The following is an 18,862-nucleotide window of genomic DNA, read 5'->3' as shown; positions in this document are numbered from 1 at the left end:
GGCGATGAAATCAGGAGTACGATGCTACACTGATGCCAGCGTTAGAGTCGAACCGGGCGTGAGCAGTAACTCGCCCCATGCATTTCAGGGTTACCCTGGGGTGCCGATCCAGCAAGATTCTGCCAGTGGTCGCTCCGATTCATCCAGCGCAATTCAATACCAGGAAACACGGAAAAAATGGAACAAGGTACTGTGAAGTGGTTCAATGACGCGAAGGGCTTCGGCTTCATCTCGCGCCAGAACGGTGAAGACGTATTTGTGCACTACTCGGCGATCTCCTCCAGCGGGTTCAAGAGCCTGCAGGAAGGCCAGGCTGTGCAGTTCAACGTAGTGAAGGGACCCAAGGGCTGGCAAGCCGCGGACGTTCAGCCGCTGTAAACACAGTTCAGGCAGAATCTTCAGCAATTCAGTAGCAGACAGAAGCAAGGGCTGGGAGCGATCCCGGCCCTTGGCTTTCTGGGGCCGAAGAGAGCTGCGGCTAGCTGAGGACTCGCAGTGAGGCCAAGTCGGGCCACCAGTAGGCGACCTCCATCAGACGTGCGCCGCCGATCTCGATGACCTTGGAGGCTGAGAGACGGCCTCCGCAGTTTTCGTAAAAGCCGCGAGACCGGTTCCGCTCCAGAACCCAGAGCCCGAGGCTGCTGAAGCCCTGGCTGTCGAGGCTGGTGGAGAGCTCCGTCAGCAGCGCTCGTCCTATGCCGCGCCCCTGGGCATCGCGCAGCAGGTACAGAGAATAGATTTCGGCATCCGCAGTTTCGATCGGCTCGCGGATCTTGCCGGCGTGCACGAAGCCGACGATCTCGGATTTGCGCTCGGCAACGAGCACAACGGCTCCACTGCCGAGCCACTCCTGCCACAGCTTTACGCGAAGCGATTCGTCGAGCCCGGCCAGATACTCATCCGGAACGATGCCAGCGTAGGTGGAGCGCCAACTCTCGACGTGAACGTGCGCGATCGCGACGGCATCACCCGGCCTGGCTGCTCGAATCGAGATCATGAGGGAACACTAACCCAATCCCGGGCAGGTCTTACACTTTCGTTGCTTCGGAGCGGTTACCACTGATTGCACAGCCCGTTACAAAGTGAGGATTGTTCGGCCCATGCTGCCGATAACACAATAGCCGGACAGTTCAAAGGGTTTCTCAGGAGCTTCGAATGCACGTTATTCAGACAGCTTTAACTCTGTTTCGCAGACTGCTCATCCGCGAGTCCGGTCAGGACCTGGTTGAATACTCCCTTGTTCTTGCGATGGTCGCCTTAGGTTCGATCTCCGGAATGGGCACTCTGGCTGCCGGTCTCAACGACGTGTTCTCCAGCGTGGGCTCCACCCTCACCGCGAATGTCTGAAGCGCCCCGGTTTTAAGTTGGCCTGTTCTCCTGTTGAGCTAGCGAAGTGTTGGGAGTGCCGGAAGGTTGTGCGGAGCCGCGCTTCGGGTTCGGGACACTTCGGTCACGTTGTATCGCAAGTTGTATTTCATTTCGAAGCAGACTCGCGATAGTATCGATTCAACAACGCACCTGAAACGAGTTTATAGAGCGTCTAGCCTGTACGACCTCGTACGGAACGACTGGGGGGGTGGCTAGCGATCACGGGCCGAGGTGCGACGACTACCACCTCCGGCCCGTGACCCATACCCCGCAATCTTCCCCGCGCGGCGCGATCACAAGCTCGCTGCACTTCTCGTAAAAGTCCATTACTTTAGGGTGCTAGTCGGCGAAGACTTTCGATATTTGAGTTGTTACCGATGCTAGACTTCGCCCAGTAACAACAGCAGAAGTGAGGAGAATATGGACCCCTATCGCGTAGCCTACGAACAAGCCATGACCGAGCTGAACGAGATCACCCGGAAGTTCGATCTCCTCCGGCTGCAGAAGGCTCAGGTCGAGAACCTGATCAATGCTTTCCGTCCCCTGATCGACAGCGCCGATCAAACCGCCAACGCCATCGCAGGATAAGTTTCCACGGTTTTGAGCTATGTGCCGGCTTACGAGCCGGCATTCCTGCCTCTGCGCGAAAGTGAATGGCTTGCTACAGAGCCCGCCCTCAAATATTCATTTCAGTGGGGCGTGGAGTTCTGCCTTGTGTTCGATGTACCGTCGCGAAAGCCATACGATCACATCGGCAGGCAGTTCCAGATCTTCCGGTGGTGCAGGCATAGTGGCGCCGCATAGAGAGCATTTCGCGGCGACAGGCTGACCCTGCCGGTCATACGTGAACTCAAGATCAGGACGCAACGACATCGGAAATGTCCTCCGCGGATGCGCTGAGCGACGCAGATTCGGTCTGGCTCGGAACGCCCGCTTGCTTTGTAGTGACGCTCAGAACACGGCAAGCAGAGTCAGCACCAGCGCTCCATAGCATCGGCAAGTCGCTGCTCACGACAATTGTGTCTCCTTGCTCAAGGGTTTCCAGCGAGCCGCCAAAGCTCATGTGAAGTGTGCCCTGGATGACGAACGCAGTTACCTCACTCGGCTTGCCAAATTCTCCGATCTTCGAGGAATGCCCCGCAGGAAGCTCGATGATTTGGGACAGGAGCTGTCCCTGTGCCGTGGGGATGTGCAGCGGCATCGGGGGTGGGATCAACGCTCCTTTGCGGTCTTCATAATGCGCTTTGCGGGTTATGGAAACGGAGAGGTTCCGGGGCTTGCAGAAGAAGTGTCCGAGGTCGACGCCGTACGCGCGGGCGATCCGATCGAGGGTCTGCAGCGTTGGAACCATACGGTCAGTCTCGATTTTCGAGAGCAGGCCAGTCGACAGGCCGGTAGCCATTGCAAGACGCGCGAGCGTGAAGTTCTTCGCGGTTCTAAGAGCGCGCAGCTTGAGGCCGATGGCGTAGTCAGCCAGACGGTCGGAAGTTATGGATACTTCGCAGTCGATTGGGATCACGCCATCACCTCCGATGTTCCGGATTCGCGCATGGGGACAATGCCGGAGATTGTCTTCTCTCTCGACTCACGTTTTCGAAGCTCTCTGAGAGAACGAGAGACGCTCTCGCGGGTAGTTCCGATCATTGTGGCGATCTCCGATTGCGTAAGGAGAAACGGAATGCGAAGGCCCGCTTCTTCAGAGTCGGAATCCAATGAGCCGGCCATATCCACAAGGAGTTGGTTGAGCCTGTCGTCCACATTTGCTGAAAGAACCGCACGACAGAACTGCTGGTGGGCGAAGAAGTAATCCTGGCAGATGCTCTGCAAAGCTCTTCGCTGAATCTCTGGCCACTTGCTCATGAGGGAGAGAAACGCATCCCTGCTTAGAGATCGAAGGTGCACAGGAGTGAGCGTGTGCGCGGACAACTCGTACTCGCAATCCGACAGGGCGGCGAACAAACCGAGCGCCGCCCCGGGGCTGGCGACGCGCACAACCGCACTATGCCTCGATCCGCGCTTTACCGTCAGCTTTACAAAGCCGCGGCAAAGGATGTGGAGATGTGTGGGGAGGGTCCCCTGGGAGAAGATGTGGCTTTTAGCGTCCAAGCTCTGCGCGGACGAAATCCGTTCGAGGTCTGCAAGCGCATCACTGCCGAGCGAGCAAAACCAGCCCGAGCGCCGTTCATGACACGTTGAGCATGTGGGTGTACCAGAGTGGCAAGGTCCATCTGCTTTCAAAGAGAACGCTCCCAGCTAGCACTTCAAGCGGGTTCGCTGTCGCCGGAACAACTTGCAGGCGGCCTCGAGGGGTGCGCAACATCGGCAGAGGATCTACTGCAATGAACTGGACAGCTGCACTGGGCCGAGAACGTTTCTAAGCGGCGCCATCGATCTAACCCTGGATCGGCCCTTGCTGCACATCCGACAGCGCCCACTGGAGCGAAGTATACGGAAATGCACTACTAAGGACGTTACAAACCTAGGGTTTCCCCTTATGTAGGTGTCTCAAAGGTAATATGAATTGCGCCGGTTTTCCAGGAAGGAAAATTGGAGCGGGTATAGATGTGAACCTGCTCAAAACTTAAAGCTCGCCGGTGTCATCAATCAGCACTGCGGCGTGGCATCAGCCCGTGTTTCGCAGTCCCGCGGAGATACCGCTGATGGTGGCAGCGATTGCGCGGTTGACTTCGGGGGTGTCCTCGCCGGCACGTTTTCTGCGCAGCATGTCGACCTGGATGAGGTGCATTGGATCGACGTAGGGGTTGCGGAGCTTGATGGAATGAGCGAGTACGCGATTTGTCTGCAGAAGTTCTTTCTGGCCGGTGACTGCGAGGACTGCGTTTACGGAACGGTGGAACTCAGCCTCGAACATGTCGTAGATGCGCTCGCGGAGGTTGGCGTCGGCGACCAACTCGGAGTAGAGCCTTGCGGTGGACAGATCAACCTTACCGAGGGCCATCTCTACATTACGGATCAGATCAATGAACAGCGGAAACTCCCGCGCCATCAGCCGTAGAAGGTCGACCGAGCCAGGTGTCCTGGTGAACTGCTCGATCGCATAGCCTACGCCGAACCACGCGGGCACAAGGAGGCGCGATTGCGTCCATCCGAACACCCAGGGAATAGCGCGGAGATCAGAAAGTTTCGGTGATTTATTGCGCCGCGCGGGGCGGGAGCCGATTTTGGCGTGCTCGAGCTCTCCGACCGGGGTCGACTGCTCGAAGTAGGTGACTACCTCGGAGTTCTCAAGGACATTGTTGCGATAGAACGCGAATGCGATGGCGGAAAGCTCGTTAAGGGCGACCTCCCATTCCGGTTTCAGGACGCCGGTGAAGTGTCCCTGCGGATCGCGAGCATTGGGACGAGCCAGCGCGTCGAGCGACGCCGCAATCATCAGCTCCAGGTTCCGCTCTGCGAGGATCTCGTCGGCGTATTTGAAGTTGAGGACTTCGCCTTGTTCTGTAATGCGGAGCTGCCCCTCAAAGGAGTCCATGGGCTGAGCGAAGATGGCGCGATGGGTGGGTCCACCGCCTCGCCCCACGGTTCCGCCGCGCCCGTGGAAGAGCCGCAGCTTCACGCCGCAATCGCGGGCCACTTCGTGCAGTCCTCGATGAGCGCGGAAGATCTCCCAGGTGCTGGTCAACATTCCTCCGTCTTTGTTGGAGTCGGAGTACCCCAGCATGACCTCCTGCCAGTTTCCCCACGATGCGAGCAGCTTTTTGTAGTCAGCGCGGGTCCAAAGCTCACGGCAGACTTCCGGAGCCTGGCGCAGATCTTCGATGGATTCGAACAGGGGGACAGGCATGAGGCCGGGATCGCGCTTAGATCCTTCCACGGTGACGCCGCCGAGACGAGCGAGGCGTACTACGGCCAGAACGTCTTCAACGCTTGAAGCGCCGCTGATCACGTATTGACGAATGACCTCTGGCGAGCAGCCTTCTTTCATTTCGGCGACGACGCGAAAGGTCTCCAGAACAGAGGTTGTTTCGGCCGACATTTCGGCCGGCAGCACGGGCGCTATGGTGTCGCTAATGGCTTCCTGCAGCGCCGCGGCGTGGACGCGCGCGTGTTGTCGGATGTCGAGCGTATGAAGATGCAGTCCGAACGTTCGCACCTGCAGGATCAGCGGGTCGATGAGCGTCTCGGCGATGCGCAGCCCCGCATTCGCGGCTAGTGAGGCGCGTAAGGCCTCAAGATCATCGAGGAATTTTTCGACCGAGCAGTATTCGGGCAGGACCTGAGCCAGCTTCTCCTGGCCCTTCGTGAGCGTGTAGGGCATGACGGGCAGCATTGTTGAACCGTGCCTTCCCGTCATCTCAAGGGTGCGCTGAATCCGGGCCTTTACACAGATGATGAATCGGCGATAGTACTCGAATTCGTACTGAGCGCCGAAGACCTGGGCCTCCGGGGTGTGCACGAGCGCTACGTAAGCATCCAGCCGTTCGCGCAGCTCCTTGCTCACAGGCCGCTGGTGTGCACTGGTCGTGAGCAGATCGATGATTTCGTCGAGCCTGGACTGGTAGTAGAGCAGAAGGTGACCGCGCGCGAGCTGAATCGCATCCCGCGTCACCTCCGGGGTGACGAAGGGATTTCCGTCGCGATCGCCGCCGATCCAAGAACCGAACCTGAGGACCTGCGGCAGCTCGTGGGGTTCGACTTCGATGTCGTACGCAGCCCGCAGAGCCTCCGAGATTTCTCTGTAGAGCGCCGGGAGAGTGGCGAAGATGGACACGTCGTAGTAGTCGAGCCCCATTTTCACTTCGTCGTAAACCGTCGGGCGTCGCGATCGAACCTCGTCGGTCTGCCAGAGGCTAGTGATTTCGGCTCGGATCGCGTCTTCGAGATGCGCCATCTCCTGTTCGGGCACGGGGATGCGGTCGAGTTGCGCGAGGTAGTCGCCGATGCGCCGGCGTTTCGTCATGACGGTACGGCGCGCGACTTCGGTGGGGTGGGCGGTGAAAACCGGCACGACAAGAATGCGCCGGAGCCACTGCATGGCTTCGTCGGCGGAGATGCCGACGCGCCGCATCTCCGCGAGTGTTCCGGCGAGCGATCCGCGCTGCTTTTCGGCTTGGCCGTTCAGCTGAAGGGCGATACGCCTGCGCTTGCGGTGGTTTGTCTCAGCCAGGTTGATGAGCTCGAAGTAGAACGCAAACGCCCTTGTTAGGAGGAGGGCGCGCTCGGCAGGCAGGGAGTGCACAAGTTCCAACGCCTTGGCACCGTGGCGTTCCGCCTCTTTCTCCTCGCCGGTCGCTTCGGCATCCCGGCGACGGATGGTGCCCTGGCGCAGGGCCTCGACATGGGCGAAAAGATCTTCTCCGGCCTGCTCGCGGAGCACTTCGCCCAGCAGTGTTCCGAGGGATCGGACGTCGCGCCGTAGCGGAGCCTCCTTGAGCTCGCCCGAGCGCGCCTCGAGTTCGGCCAGTCTCTGCGACCAGCTCTCAGGACTCCACAAAAGTGCCATGTTGTCTCAATTATCCCTTACCCGCAGCGAGTGCTTTGCTGTGCGGCGCACGCTTTCGCAAACTGAACGAGTTGTCACGGCATCGCGGGCTGCATTCGGCTATCCTTTTCTTTGCGGGGAAGAGGCGCCTTGCCCCCGGAGTGCAACAGGAACTGGAGTGCGAGTGCGGTCCCCCATCTGCTCGACGGCTCTCATTATTGCGGTTGTCTCTTTTTTTTCATCGGTCAAGGTGCCGGCGCAGGTGGTCAACCAACCTGCGGGGCAGCCGAGGCCCGTGGTCGTGCCGCAGAATCCAGTGCGCATGCAGCCGACATCGAGCGTTAAGGTCCCGCTCATCGATCATCCGCTCACGCTGAACGACTTCAGCGATATGGCCCCTCGAGCCGATCTGCGCGATCGCCTCGCGCATGTCGAGCACTTCAGCCAGTACGAACCGACGGACGGTGCACCCGCGACGCAGAACACGGAGGTATGGATTGGCCGGACTACGACGGCGCTCTACTTCGCCTTTGTGTGTTTCGACCAGCACCCGGAGCTGATCCGGTCTCATCTGGCCCGTCGCGAGAACATTCTGAAAGACGATTACGTCACGGTTCTGCTGGATCCCTTTCAGGACCGGCTGCGCGGGGTTGAGTTTGAGGTGAACGCTGCGGGCGTGCAGGCTGACGCGGCGTGGACGGAGTCCGGTCAGGACGACTTCAGTTACGACCAGGTCTGGAATTCCGATGGTCGCGTTACTGATAAGGGCTGGATGGCGCTGATTGCCCTCCCGTTCAGAAGTATCCGCTTCCCTGCCGCGGGCCGGGACTGGGGCGTTGTGCTGGCCCGCAGCCTTCCTCGAAACAGCGAAGCCGATTTCTGGCCGAACATTTCTCGCAGCGTGAGCGGCGTTCTCAGCCAGGAGGGCTCACTGCAGGGCATCGAGGGCGTCACCGGCTCTCACAATGTTCAGATAAACCCCTACGTGCTCGGGCAGAACGTGCACGTGCTGGATCAGCTCGATCCAAACAATCCCTACTTCAGCACCCGGCACGCGGAGGCTACTGGTGGCGGAGAAGCCAAGGCGGTCTGGCGGGATTCGATTGTGTTTGACGCGACTTTCAACCCGGATTTCAGCGATGTGGAGAGCGATCAGCCCCAGTTCACGGTGGACCAGCGCTATCCCGTTTTCTTCCCTGAACTTCGCCCATTCTTTCTTGAAAACGCAAGCTATTTTGCTACTCCTCTGACACTGCTGTACACGCGCAATATCGTCCGGCCCGATTGGGGACTTCGCGTCACCGGCAAATCGGGAAGGACCAACATCGGTCTACTCGCAATCGACGATCGTCAGCCGGGGCACACCGTTCCGTCTGGCGATCCTTTGCGCGACAACAAAGCAGGATTTTTTGTTGGTCGAGTGTCCCGAGACCTCGGTGAGGGTTCAAATGCTGGTCTCATTTACACCGACGAGGAATTCGGAGGAGGATGGAATCGCACCGGCGGGGCCGACCTGACCTGGCGCGCCGACAAGCACTGGACGGTTCTCGCCCAGCTGGTTGAGAGCTCGACGAACCAAAGCCGGCCAGACAGCGTGGCCTCCATCTTTCCGGCGGGCTACTCCGCAGGTCCCGCTGCCGATCTTCAGGTAACGCGGAGTGGCCACGCGTTCAACATGCAGAACCAGTACCAGGACATCAGCCGTGGATTCAAAACTCTCACCGGCTTCATCCAGACCGCGAACATCCGAAGCGATCATCTCCACGGAGATTATCAATGGTTTCCGAAGAAGAGCGTAATCCAGTCGTTCGGACTTGAGTTGAGCCAGGAGATTGCGTTCGACCACCAGCAGAACCGAGTGTATCGCTACACGACGTTCGACCCGTTCTGGCTGCTGCCACGGAACATCATCCTGGCGCCAGTGATCGGAGAAAACTCCGATACCGTTGGACCTCAGAACGGTTATGCGCTGGCAGCTAACCGCAACTTCACAGAGAATCTCGGTGGATTCGTGGCTCGGGGCCAGCCATGGTCGCTCCTGAGCTTCTCGATCAACGTGCTTCGCGGCGGGAACGTCAACTACTACCCGATTGCGGGCTCAGTTCCCTTCCTTATGCACCAGCAGACTTCGCAAGCGAGAGTGGGGATCAACCCGCTTCGTCAGCTCACCATGGACAATACATGGCTTTTCGACCGGGACAAGTCGGTGAGCGACGGACAACTTGTGTACGAGACTCAGGTGTTCCGCACGAAGCTCAACTATCAGTTCACACGCGCATGGTCAGCCCGTGTCATCGCGGAGTACGACACGACGCTGGCGAATCCGCTTGAAACTTCACTGGAACGCACAAAGCGCATTCAGGCCCAGGCGCTGCTTACCTGGCTCCCGCATCCGGGCACGGTGATCTACGTTGGCTGGAATAACGATCTGCAGAACTACAAGCACACGTTTTGTACTCTGCAGCATTCGGGTACACCGCAGTGCGATCCGAACCTGCCGATTCTGCCGCGCGGTCCGGGGTATCTCAATGATGGCAGGCAGTTCTTTATCAAGGGGAGCTATCTGTTTCGGTTCTGAGCCGTTCGGGGCTAGACGATGCTTACAGCTATTCGGTTTGGGGCGCCTTCGTTGAGGCTCCGGTAGCTGCCTTCAAAGCCTTCTTTACACTGCGATACGATTTGGCGAGCGCGTTTCCTGTCTTTTGCGACGCGGTATCCAGAGCTCCCGAAGTATGAGTGTCGGCCACATCAAGCGCATTGTCGGTTGCGTGAACCCCTGTGGCCGCAGCGCCCAAAGCTGCGCCGCCGCCGAGGATTGCGGCCTGTGCAGGCCGTTTACCAGGATTGGCCCAGGCGATCTGGTCCACAGATAACGCATTCACCCTTGTGAGAAGAGCTGGATCGAAGTCGCTGCGGCTCATCTTTTGTTTCAATGGCCAGCGAGTCGACGCAGTCCAGATGGCGCCATTCATTGGAGAGGTAGACTCGCCCAGATTCACGATGCGTTGAGTGTCCAAGGCATCGTCGTCGCCGCACCGGTCTGCGCCGCAGCCGTGCGTACAGATGGTTTTGCTCAGAAAGGCGGCATGCTTACCAGCTGAAATCCAGACCTCCGGTCCGTGCGTTTCGGCATCCAGGCCTCTGGCCCGTGCAACCTGACTTGCATCGCACAGGGTATCTTCGTGCGCGGCCGCATACCAGTATCGGGCTTTCCATGTGCCTTCTTCGTCGCGTGCAACAAGAGCCGAGACGTGTTCGGCATCGAGATCATGGCCCGCTTTGCCGCAGTCGCGCCGCCAGAGGTCGTAGTAGTGGAGCTCAACTTGTCCCGTTTCACCAGGCGAAGGGAAGGCCTGTCCGTAGATCGTGCCGTTGTCGTCTGCAGCGATGGGGCGTTTGGAGAAGGCGGTGAATTCGGCCGGTTTGCTGGAGCAATCGGTACGGCTGATGAGGAAGCGCGGCTGGAACTGCTCGAGGAGCGACTGCTCCAATGAATCGGCCAAGCCGTCATGGTCGGTATCGATGTCGAGAGAGGTTTTACCGGGAGTTTGAGAGATGCAAGCTGATCCCACCGATCCGACCAGGACCAACACTGAGGCACACAAAAGCCGCATGGCTCATGGTACTCCTAAGCGCCTTCGAGCTGCAGCATCAGGTCTTCCCACTCCAACGTGAGCTGGGTGAGCTGCTCTCGCAGGCCTGCTGCGAGGTCGGTGAGGCGTTGCGTCTCCGTCGCGGAGACGAAGACACCGAGCTGTTCTTCTGTATGCGCGATGGATGCCTCAACCCTGGGTATCTCCTCTTCGAGGAAGGCGCAGCGTTCCTCCATTTGTTTTTGCTTGATTGGATTCAGCCGGCGCGATTTTGCCGGGACATCGACACCTCCCTCGATCACGATGGTAGTGCCACTAGAAGCAGGGGCAGCGGCATTCAGTGGAAGGGGTCGAGAGGAATCGGGCTTCAGTTTTGAGGGCTGAGGGTTAGGCTCTGAAGCTGAAAGGTCGCCCATCGCCGCGCGTGCGGCCAGCTCTTCCTTTTTGCGCAGGTAGTCTTCGTAGTTTCCGTCGTAGGTGGTGATGATGCCGTTTTCCACTTCGATCACGCGGGTGGCGAGGCGGTCGATAAAGTATCGGTCGTGAGAGACAAAGACGACCGTGCCGGAGAATGCGGCAATGGCATCGAGGAGGACGTCTTTCGCGCCCATATCGAGGTGGTTGGTCGGCTCGTCTAGAAGCAGGAAGTTGGAAGGCGAAACGAGGATGCGGGCCAAGGCAAAGCGGTTTCGCTCGCCGCCGGAGAGCACGCCGAGGCGCTTGAAGACGTCGTCGCCGGAGAAGAGGAAACAGCCGAGTAGCGAACGAAGTTCGGACTCAGGCACCTTGAGCGCGGCGCGGCTGATGTCGTCGAGCATACGCGCCTCGGGGTCGAGAACTTTGTACTGGTCCTGGGCGAAGTACTCGCTGACGACGTTGTGCCCGAGCTTGATAGTTCCCTGGGTGGGCAGTTCGACGCCGGTGAGGAGTTTGATAAGGGTCGACTTGCCGGCTCCGTTGACGCCGACGAGGGCGACGCGATCTCCGCGCTCGATGCTGAATCGGGCATTGCTGAAGACGCGCTTAGGTCCGTAGCTCTTGCCAAGACTCTCGGCCTCGACCACCATGCGGCCGGATGGAGCAGGCTGCGGGAACTTGAAGTGAATGACGGGCTCTTCTTCAGGGATCTCGATGCGCTCGATCTTTTCGAGCTCCTTGATGCGCGACTGCACCTGTTTGCCTTTTGTGGCCTGATAGCGGAATCGGCTGATGAATGCTTCGAGGTGCTCGATCTGGTCGCGCTGATTTTTGTAGGCGGCCAGCAGCTGGGCACGGCGCTCGTCTTTCTGTGAGAGGTACTTGGTGTAGTTGCCCTGAAAAATGGTGAGGCGCTTGTTCCAGATCTCGACGGTGCGATCGATGGTGACGTCAAGGAAGTAGCGATCGTGGGAGATGAGGATGTATCCGAAGGGGTAGCCGTGGAGGTATTCCTCGAGCCAGTTGCGTGTTTCAAGATCGAGATGGTTGGTGGGCTCGTCAAGGAGCAGCAGGTTGGGCTTGGCGAGGAGCAGCTTAGCCAGAGCGATGCGCATTTGCCATCCGCCTGAGAACTCGTCGACCTGGCGGGACCAGTCTTCCTTACCAAAGCCGAGGCCCGTCAGCACGGTGCCAACCTGGGCGTCGAGGGCGTAGCCATCAAGGGTATGGAAGCGCTCCTGCAGCATGGAGAAACGTTCGGCTGCGGATTCATATTCGGGGCTTGCGTGGTCGAGCTCGGACATTTGCGCAGCCGCGCGTTCGATTTCGCCTTCCATGGCGCGCAGTTCGTCGAAGACACTGAGGCACTCTTCAAAGACGGTGCGGCCGCTGAGGCGTAGGCCTTCCTGAGGAAGATAGCCGATGCTCATGCCGCGGGTGAGCTGCATGGTTCCGTAGTCAAGGGACTCGAGGCCGGCGAGGACCTTCATGAGCGTGGATTTGCCGGTGCCGTTTGCGCCGACGAGAGCGGTCTTTTCATTGCTGCGGATGAGCCAGTTGGCCTCAGTGAAGAGCACGCGAGGCCCAAAGCGCTTGCCAGCATTCTGCAGAGAGAGCATTGCTCTCTCATTTTCGCAGAAGCGCGGCTGCGGCTATTGGCTGCCGGATGGTGAAGTTGCCGCAGGCTGCGCAGAGGGAGCGGCGGGCGGCTGGTCCGGGCCGGGTGTGAAGGCTTTCAGTGCTTCGAGGTTTGACTGGACCTTCTGCCACTTGTCCGGATCCTTCTTGCCTTCAACGGGAGCGGAGGGATTGGCGTAGAAGGCGACGATGTTCTTTCTGAGGGCCGCGGAGGTGGCCGCGAACTTCTTGTCGGCAAGTTGGGAGAGCATCTTGGCGTAGGTATCGTCGGCAAGGATGTACTCGCCGGCAGCGGAGGGCTTGCCGCTATCGAGGTCCTCGTCCGGCAGCTCGAGAGATTTCTTCTGAACGGTGCCGAGCAGTGCGCCGTAGTGATCTACGGTTTTGTTGATGCTGGCGAAGTAGAGGTTCTCAGTCTTGGGAGTAGGCACGTTGAAGTCGAGCGCTTTGAGCGGCCCTACCTTTGGGATGAGCTTAAGGATTAATGCGAGAACGCGGGTGCCGAATCCGGCGTGCTGGTAGTTGTTGCCCCACGACTTTTCGTAATCTGCACGCGAGAGGCGGTAAAGGAACTTCTTCTTCTGGAAGTTCGGGACCTCACGCATGATCTCTTTCTTGTGTGTTTTGAGCGCCACCTGCGTCATGTGAGGTATGAGAGTGCTGACGGAGTAGCGAAAGGAACCGATGGCCAGGTCTTCGTGCGGAACGACATCCTTCAACTGCATCCCGTAGATCACTGGGAAGACACGTTCCAGCAGCTCCTTCGAAACCTGGAAGCCGATGAAGTCGTGATACTGCTGCGGGGCGTATCTCTCCTTCGCCACCTGCGCCATGTCGAAGCCGAACTCGGTGCGGATATGGGCGGTTTTGTCCTGCGCATAGAGAACGATGGGGCCGAACTTCGCGCGGAGCTTGGGATAGGTGATCGCAACCGCCTGGTTCACGGCTGGATGCCCGGTCACGTCTGCTGCGTAATGCGACAGCGCTCCGAGCGCGAAGGCATATTCATCCGCTGTCTGGCTCTCCTTGATCAGCTCCAGCACGAAATCGCCGCTGCGCACGTAGTGGACGAGGTCGCTAAACTCCTTGTTGCCGAAAGGATAGTAGCCCATGTCCTGAATGACGGCCCCGCCGTATGCATAAGCGTGTGCCTCGCGGATCTGGTCGTCGGTGAGGCCGGGGTAGCGCGCCAGGATCATGGGACGAAGATGATCGTTCCATAGCAGGTCGATGAGTTCTTCGTGGGTCAGGACGGAATAGGCGTGGGAAGTGCCGCAGCTGATGAGAAGAAGGGCGAGGACGACGAGTGTTCTAGAGATGGACCGAATGGATATAGAGTGCAGAAGCTTGCGACAGCTGAATAGTTTAGGCATCGTTCGGGTCTTTCTATATTGGCGAACCAGAGATCTCGGCTCTAGGAGATGCTATTAAATTCGATGCCTTGCGAGATTGGGGCGTTGTACTTAGGTCAGGGGCGGATGTCGACGGGGGTGCCCACCGGAACGAGGACAAAGATCTCATCGATCTCTTCATCCGTGACCGCAACGCGGCCGAGGGTCCAGTCGAACAGACGATGGCGGGCACCCAATCACCCTCTGCCGTTTGGAAGGCTGTGAATCATGATTGCTCCGCCGGGCGGTACATGAAGGCGGGCAGCACGCTTGCGGTCTTCGGCGTTGGGGTAGGAAACGTGCAGTGCCTTGTGGTATTTGCTGTGCTCGTATTTCGCGTCGACGATGTAGTGGCCCTCCGGGGTGCGGGCATCGCCTTCTCTCTGCTTGGGCGAGAGTCCGCCCTGGCCGAGTGCGACCTTGTAGGTGCGAACTACTTTGCCGTTTTCCAGGAGTTCCATAACATGATCCTTCTTCTGGATCAGGATGGCGTCTGCTTTGACTTGTTGAGAAGTCGTGTGTGGAGATGCAAATGCATATAAGGAAAGAACCAAGAGGGACGTGGCTACTGCGGATGGCAGCCTCATTTCAGGCTTGCGAGACAGGCGACCGGAAAGCATGTGGAAACTGTAATCCATATCTCTCACCTTGAAAGCCTGAACGCTGGTCACTTGGCGGTGGTGGGGCACGTCATGTAAAACAGGCGACGTGGCCGGGACAGTTTCTCCGATCGGACGAGTCTCTTGATGAACAAGGTCTATCCAAACGCGAAAGCAGCCCTGGAAGGCATTGTGCGCGATGGCATGCTGCTGGCTGTGGGCGGCTTCGGGCTGTGCGGCGTGCCGGAGGAACTGATTCTAGCGCTGCGCGACTCAGGGGTGCGCAATCTCACCATTGCGAGCAACAATGCGGGCGTAGATGGCGCAGCGCTTGGGCTGCTGCTGGCGACAAGGCAGATCAAGAAGATGATTTCCAGCTATGTGGGTGAGAACGCGGAGTTCGAACGGCAGTTTCTGGCAGGGGAGATCGAGGTGGAGTTTTGCCCACAGGGGACGCTGGCGGAGCGGCTGAGAGCGGGCGGCGCGGGGATTCCCGGGTTCTATACGCGGACGGGAATCGGGACCATCATTGCCGACGGCAAGGAGCACAAGGAGTTTGACGGGAAGACGTACATCCTTGAGCGCGGGATACAGGCGGATCTCGCACTGGTAAAGGCGTGGAAGGGCGACAGTCATGGGAACCTGATCTATCGCCGGACCGCTCGGAATTTCAATCCAAATGCGGCTACATGCGGGAGGATCACGGTTGCGGAGGTGGAGAATCTGGTTAAGCCCGGAGAGCTTGACCCGGACGAGATTCACACGCCAGGGATTTTTGTGCACAGGGTGGTGCATGTTCCGAATCCGTTGAAACGGATCGAGAAGAAGACGACGAGAGAGGGTTGAGCTGATGCCGTGGACTCGGAACCAGATGGCGGCGCGGGCCGCTAAGGAGTTGCAGGACGGCTTCTACGTCAACCTTGGTATCGGCATTCCGACGCTCGTAGCGAACTTCATTCCCGAAGGGATGACGGTGACGCTGCAGTCGGAGAACGGGCTACTGGGGATGGGGCCGTATCCGCGGGAAGCTGAGGTGGATGCGGACCTGATCAATGCCGGGAAAGAGACGGTGACATTTGTGCCCGGGGCTGCGACTTTCTCCAGTGCCGACTCGTTCGCGATGATTCGGGGCGGGCACATCGATCTGGCCATTCTTGGGGCGATGCAGGTATCGGAGCGCGGCAATCTGGCGAACTGGATGATCCCGGGCAAGCGCGTTAAGGGTATGGGTGGCGCGATGGATCTGGTTTCGGGCGTGCGCCGCGTGATTGCGCTAATGGAGCATACGACGCCTGATGGGGGCCACAAGCTCGTGCGCGAGTGCACGCTGCCTTTGACGGGCAGCGCCGTGGTGCATCGCGTGATTACGGACCTGTGTGTGATGGATGTGACGGAGAGCGGGTTCGAGGTATTCGAGCTAGCGGATGGGGTTTCGCGAGAGCAGGTGCTGGAGCGTACGGGCGCTGAGGTTCGATTCCGGTAGCGATCAGGGGTGGGTCTTACTCCAGACCGGTTTTCTCTTCTCCAGAAATGCGGCAATCCCCTCGCGGAAGTCGGACGTTTCGCGGGATGCAACGTTCGCCTCCAGGGCAGCAGCCACAGCGGCGTCCAGCCATGAGCGGCTTTGCTCCACCAGCAACCGTTTGGTTGCACTCAGCGATTCCGGGCTATTGGCAAGGAGTGTTTGGGCCAGGGATTGGGCGCGGGTCATCAATTCGGCGTGCGCAACGACCTCGTTCACAAGGCCGAGCTGGTGCGCTTCTGCGGCGTCGAAGAGGCGACCGGTGAGGAGAAGATCGCGGGCGCGCTTTTCCCCGACTTGCAACGAAAGAAATGCTGAGACGAGCGCAGGAACGAAGCCGATGCGGACCTCGGTAAAGCCAAATTTTGAGGGCGGCGTGGCGAGGGTGAAATCGCAATTCATCGCCAGGCCCGTTCCACCGGCGATGGCGGGGCCGTGGACGGCGGCGATCGTCGGGATGGGAAGCTCTCTGAGCGTGATGAACAGCCGGGCGATGCGTTCGGCGTCAGCGCGATGATCCGCGGGTGTCTTGCTGTGCATTGCCTGAAGCTCAGAGAGATCCAGGCCCGAACAGAATGCTTCGCCGACGCCGGCAAGAATGAGAACGCGCGTTGGGCCTGCGGAGATCTGCTCGAATGCTTCGATCAGCTCCGTCTGCATTTCCGCAGTCATTGCGTTCCGGCGTTCGGGGCGATTCAGAGTAATGGTACGGATCGGAGGATTGTCGTCGATCAGGATTGTCTTGTAGCTCACGGTCTCCTCCGGTTGCGCAGGTGGATCGACTATTGATGCTACTGAACGGGAGCTCCGAAACGAGTTGAAATTTCGCAGCTGGCGGCCACCAGGTCGTCAATTCCGCGGAGATCGGGCACTGCCGCGCCGCATCGCCCTAGTTCTTCGACAAGAATCTCTGTTGGGAGATTGCCGACGAGGATGTCCTGCGCGAAAGGACATCCGCCGAGACCGCCGATGGCGGAGTCAAAGCGGCGGCATCCAGCTTCATATGCCGCGCGTACGCGTTCTGCGGCTGCATCGGGGCGGGCGTGGAGATGAGCGCCGATTTCGATGCCCTGATACTCGCTGATGACCCTAGAGAGGACGTATTGGATCTGATCAGGCTTTGCGAGGCCCACGGTATCCGCGAGCGAGATCTGCGAAACGCCGCACTCGGCGATCAGGTCGCAGGCATCCAGGAGTTCGTCGATGTGCCACGGGTCGTTGTAGGGATTGCCGAAGGCCATGGAGACGTAGGCGACCACGTTGCGGCCTTGTCCTTCGGCGAGCGAGTAGATTGCCTGTAAGGTGTCGAGCGCCTGCTCGAGGGTCTGGTGCTGGTTGCGGCGGAGGAACTCGGCAGAAATCGAGTATGGGAAACCGAGAGTCGTGACCGCATCATTGACCAATGCGCGCTGGGCGCCCTTCTCATTGACGACGATACCGACGATCTCGACGTCTGAAGGAAGGGAGAGGTGCGAGAGGACCTGCTCGGAGTCCGCCATTTGCGGCACGGCTGCCGGGGAGACAAAGCTGACGGCATCGATGTGCTTGAATCCAGCTTCGATGAGCTTGCGCAGATAGTCCTCCTTGACCTCAGGAGAGATCTGATTGGGCAATCCCTGCCAGGCGTCGCGCGGGCACTCGATGATTTTGACTGCGTTCGTCATGCGATCCAATTGCCTCTACCCGCGAGACGGATGCACTTTTAGAATCTCGCGGGCGATCACCATGCGCTGGATTTCGCTGGTGCCTTCGCCGATGGTGCACAGCTTCACGTCTCGATAATACTTCTCGGCGGGATAGTCCTTGATAAAGCCGTAACCGCCGAAGAGCTGAACTGCGTCGTCGCAGATGCGGACGGCTACTTCGCTGGCGAAGAGCTTGGCCATCGACGACTCGCGCGTGACTTTGCGGCCGGAGTCTTTGAGGACGGCGGCGCGCTGGGTGAGGAGACGGGCGGCGTCGAGTTCGGTGGCCATATCGGCGAGCTTCCACTGAATGCCCTGAAACTCAGCGATGCTTTTGCCGAACTGACGGCGCTCCTTCACGTACTTCAGTGCAGCGTCCAAAGCACCACGGCCGATGCCGAGGGCGAGTGCGGCGATGGAGATGCGGCCGCCATCGAGAACGCGCATGGCGTCAACGAAGCCCTCGCCTTCTGCTCCGACGAGGTTTTCCGCGGGGATCTCGCAGTCTTCGAAGATGAGCTCGCTCGTGTCGCTAGCGCGAAGGCCGAGCTTGTTTTCCTTCTTGCCGGCGCGGAAGCCTTTGGTTCCCTTCTCGACGATGAAGGCGGAGAGGCCGTGAGTTCCCTTGCTCTTATCGGTGGATGCGATGACAACGGCGCAGTCGGCGTAGTGACCGTTGGTGATGAATGTCTTGGTGCCATTGAGGACGTAACGGTCGCCTTTCTTGACAGCGGTGGTGCGAGAGTTGCTGGCGTCGGAGCCGGCGCCGGGCTCGGTCAGACCCCACGCGCCAATCCACTCTCCGGCGGCGAGTTTGGAGACGTACTTCTTGCGCTGCGCATCGTTGCCGGCGATGAAGATATGGTTGGTGCAGAGAGAATTGTGCGCGGCGACGATGATTCCGATGGAGCCGTCGATCGCGGCGAGTTCCTCGATGGCGAGCACATAATCGACGTAGCCGAGACCGGAGCCGTTGAGGTCCGGCGGAAAGATGACGCCGAGTAGTCCCATCTGCCCGAGCTTTTTGACGACGTCCAGCGGAAACTCACTGGCTTCGTCCCACTTCATCACGTTCGGCGCGATCTCGCGCGCGGCGAAGTCGCGGATTTCCCGGCGGAGTTGCTCCTGTTCCTCGGTGAGAACGAAGGGGTACAGGCTTTCGGTTGTTTCGAGCTCAAGGCTCATATTGGCTCCTCTTCGGCGATG

The 18,862-nt window shown here is 59.2% G+C and carries 18 protein-coding genes; 6 read left to right on the top strand and 12 right to left on the bottom strand.

Annotation, left to right across the window (positions count from 1 at the left end):
- Positions 1–177 precede the first annotated feature (177 nt).
- Positions 178–378 (top strand): cold-shock protein, encoded by a 201-nt coding sequence (locus tag DHV10_RS26060; protein ID WP_109489361.1) that lies wholly within the window; start codon positions 178–180, stop codon positions 376–378.
- Positions 379–478: 100 nt separating this feature from the next.
- Here the strand turns inward: DHV10_RS26060 and DHV10_RS26055 are convergent, their stop codons facing one another.
- Positions 479–997, bottom strand: a complete 519-nt coding sequence (locus tag DHV10_RS26055) for a GNAT family N-acetyltransferase (RefSeq protein WP_109489360.1) — start codon at positions 995–997, stop codon at positions 479–481.
- 158 nt (positions 998–1,155) lie between these two features.
- On the opposite strand from DHV10_RS26055, the gene DHV10_RS26050 reads away from it, so the two are divergent.
- Together DHV10_RS26050 and DHV10_RS27445 are read left to right on the top strand one after the other, a co-directional pair.
- Entirely contained in the window at positions 1,156–1,347 is a 192-nt protein-coding gene (locus DHV10_RS26050; protein ID WP_109489359.1) for a Flp family type IVb pilin, read from the top strand.
- Between the two features lie 441 nt (positions 1,348–1,788).
- Entirely contained in the window at positions 1,789–1,956 is a 168-nt protein-coding gene (locus tag DHV10_RS27445; RefSeq protein ID WP_162601918.1) for a hypothetical protein, read from the top strand.
- Positions 1,957–2,052: 96 nt separating this feature from the next.
- Here the strand turns inward: DHV10_RS27445 and DHV10_RS27440 are convergent, their stop codons facing one another.
- The 4 genes from DHV10_RS27440 to DHV10_RS26035 all read right to left on the bottom strand — a co-directional run bounded on the left by DHV10_RS27440 (position 2,053) and on the right by DHV10_RS26035 (position 6,832).
- On the bottom strand, positions 2,053–2,241 hold the full coding sequence (locus DHV10_RS27440; protein WP_162601917.1) for a hypothetical protein: 189 nt from the start codon (positions 2,239–2,241) through the stop codon (positions 2,053–2,055).
- Positions 2,225–2,887, bottom strand: coding sequence for a helix-turn-helix domain-containing protein (locus DHV10_RS26045; protein WP_162601916.1), 663 nt, complete (start codon positions 2,885–2,887; stop codon positions 2,225–2,227). The genes DHV10_RS27440 and DHV10_RS26045 overlap by 17 nt, the downstream gene beginning before the upstream one ends.
- Complete coding sequence (locus tag DHV10_RS26040; protein WP_162601915.1) at positions 2,884–3,474, bottom strand: Crp/Fnr family transcriptional regulator; 591 nt, start codon at positions 3,472–3,474, stop codon at positions 2,884–2,886. The genes DHV10_RS26045 and DHV10_RS26040 overlap by 4 nt, the downstream gene beginning before the upstream one ends.
- 517 nt (positions 3,475–3,991) lie before the next feature.
- On the bottom strand, positions 3,992–6,832 hold the full coding sequence (locus DHV10_RS26035) for a phosphoenolpyruvate carboxylase (RefSeq protein WP_109489356.1): 2,841 nt from the start codon (positions 6,830–6,832) through the stop codon (positions 3,992–3,994).
- A 163-nt stretch (positions 6,833–6,995) separates the two neighbouring features.
- Between DHV10_RS26035 and DHV10_RS26030 the strand changes: the two genes are divergently transcribed.
- On the top strand, positions 6,996–9,389 hold the full coding sequence (locus DHV10_RS26030; protein ID WP_162601914.1) for a carbohydrate binding family 9 domain-containing protein: 2,394 nt from the start codon (positions 6,996–6,998) through the stop codon (positions 9,387–9,389).
- Between the two features lie 28 nt (positions 9,390–9,417).
- Here DHV10_RS26030 and DHV10_RS26025 read toward each other — a convergent pair whose 3' ends face one another.
- The 4 genes from DHV10_RS26025 to DHV10_RS27435 all read right to left on the bottom strand — a co-directional run bounded on the left by DHV10_RS26025 (position 9,418) and on the right by DHV10_RS27435 (position 14,437).
- The gene (locus DHV10_RS26025) at positions 9,418–10,425 is read right to left on the bottom strand and encodes a hypothetical protein (RefSeq protein WP_162601913.1); all 1,008 of its coding nucleotides are present in this window, start codon (positions 10,423–10,425) and stop codon (positions 9,418–9,420) included.
- Between the two features lie 14 nt (positions 10,426–10,439).
- Entirely contained in the window at positions 10,440–12,440 is a 2,001-nt protein-coding gene (gene abc-f, locus DHV10_RS26020; RefSeq protein ID WP_109489353.1) for a ribosomal protection-like ABC-F family protein, read from the bottom strand.
- 33 nt (positions 12,441–12,473) lie between these two features.
- Complete coding sequence (locus DHV10_RS26015; RefSeq protein WP_109489352.1) at positions 12,474–13,832, bottom strand: zinc dependent phospholipase C family protein; 1,359 nt, start codon at positions 13,830–13,832, stop codon at positions 12,474–12,476.
- Between the two features lie 215 nt (positions 13,833–14,047).
- Positions 14,048–14,437: a L,D-transpeptidase family protein gene (locus DHV10_RS27435; protein WP_275425943.1), complete on the bottom strand. Its 390-nt coding sequence runs from the start codon at positions 14,435–14,437 to the stop codon at positions 14,048–14,050.
- A gap of 159 nt (positions 14,438–14,596) precedes the next feature.
- On the opposite strand from DHV10_RS27435, the gene DHV10_RS26005 reads away from it, so the two are divergent.
- Together DHV10_RS26005 and DHV10_RS26000 are read left to right on the top strand one after the other, a co-directional pair.
- Positions 14,597–15,295, top strand: a complete 699-nt coding sequence (locus DHV10_RS26005) for a CoA transferase subunit A (RefSeq protein WP_109489350.1) — start codon at positions 14,597–14,599, stop codon at positions 15,293–15,295.
- A gap of 4 nt (positions 15,296–15,299) precedes the next feature.
- Positions 15,300–15,932: a CoA transferase subunit B gene (locus DHV10_RS26000; RefSeq protein ID WP_109489349.1), complete on the top strand. Its 633-nt coding sequence runs from the start codon at positions 15,300–15,302 to the stop codon at positions 15,930–15,932.
- Between the two features lie 3 nt (positions 15,933–15,935).
- Here the strand turns inward: DHV10_RS26000 and DHV10_RS25995 are convergent, their stop codons facing one another.
- The 3 genes from DHV10_RS25995 to DHV10_RS25985 are packed head-to-tail and all read right to left on the bottom strand — an operon-like array spanning position 15,936 to position 18,841.
- The gene (locus DHV10_RS25995) at positions 15,936–16,724 is read right to left on the bottom strand and encodes an enoyl-CoA hydratase/isomerase family protein (RefSeq protein WP_109489348.1); all 789 of its coding nucleotides are present in this window, start codon (positions 16,722–16,724) and stop codon (positions 15,936–15,938) included.
- A 38-nt stretch (positions 16,725–16,762) separates the two neighbouring features.
- Complete coding sequence (locus DHV10_RS25990) at positions 16,763–17,635, bottom strand: beta/alpha barrel domain-containing protein (RefSeq protein WP_109489419.1); 873 nt, start codon at positions 17,633–17,635, stop codon at positions 16,763–16,765.
- 15 nt (positions 17,636–17,650) lie between these two features.
- The gene (locus tag DHV10_RS25985; RefSeq protein ID WP_109489347.1) at positions 17,651–18,841 is read right to left on the bottom strand and encodes an acyl-CoA dehydrogenase; all 1,191 of its coding nucleotides are present in this window, start codon (positions 18,839–18,841) and stop codon (positions 17,651–17,653) included.
- Positions 18,842–18,862 lie beyond the last annotated feature (21 nt).

Source organism: Occallatibacter savannae (assembly GCF_003131205.1).
Classification (GTDB): domain Bacteria; phylum Acidobacteriota; class Terriglobia; order Terriglobales; family Acidobacteriaceae; genus Telmatobacter; species Telmatobacter savannae.
Note: the sequence above shows the minus strand (reverse complement) of the source record. Positions and strands in the feature narration are given on the sequence as shown.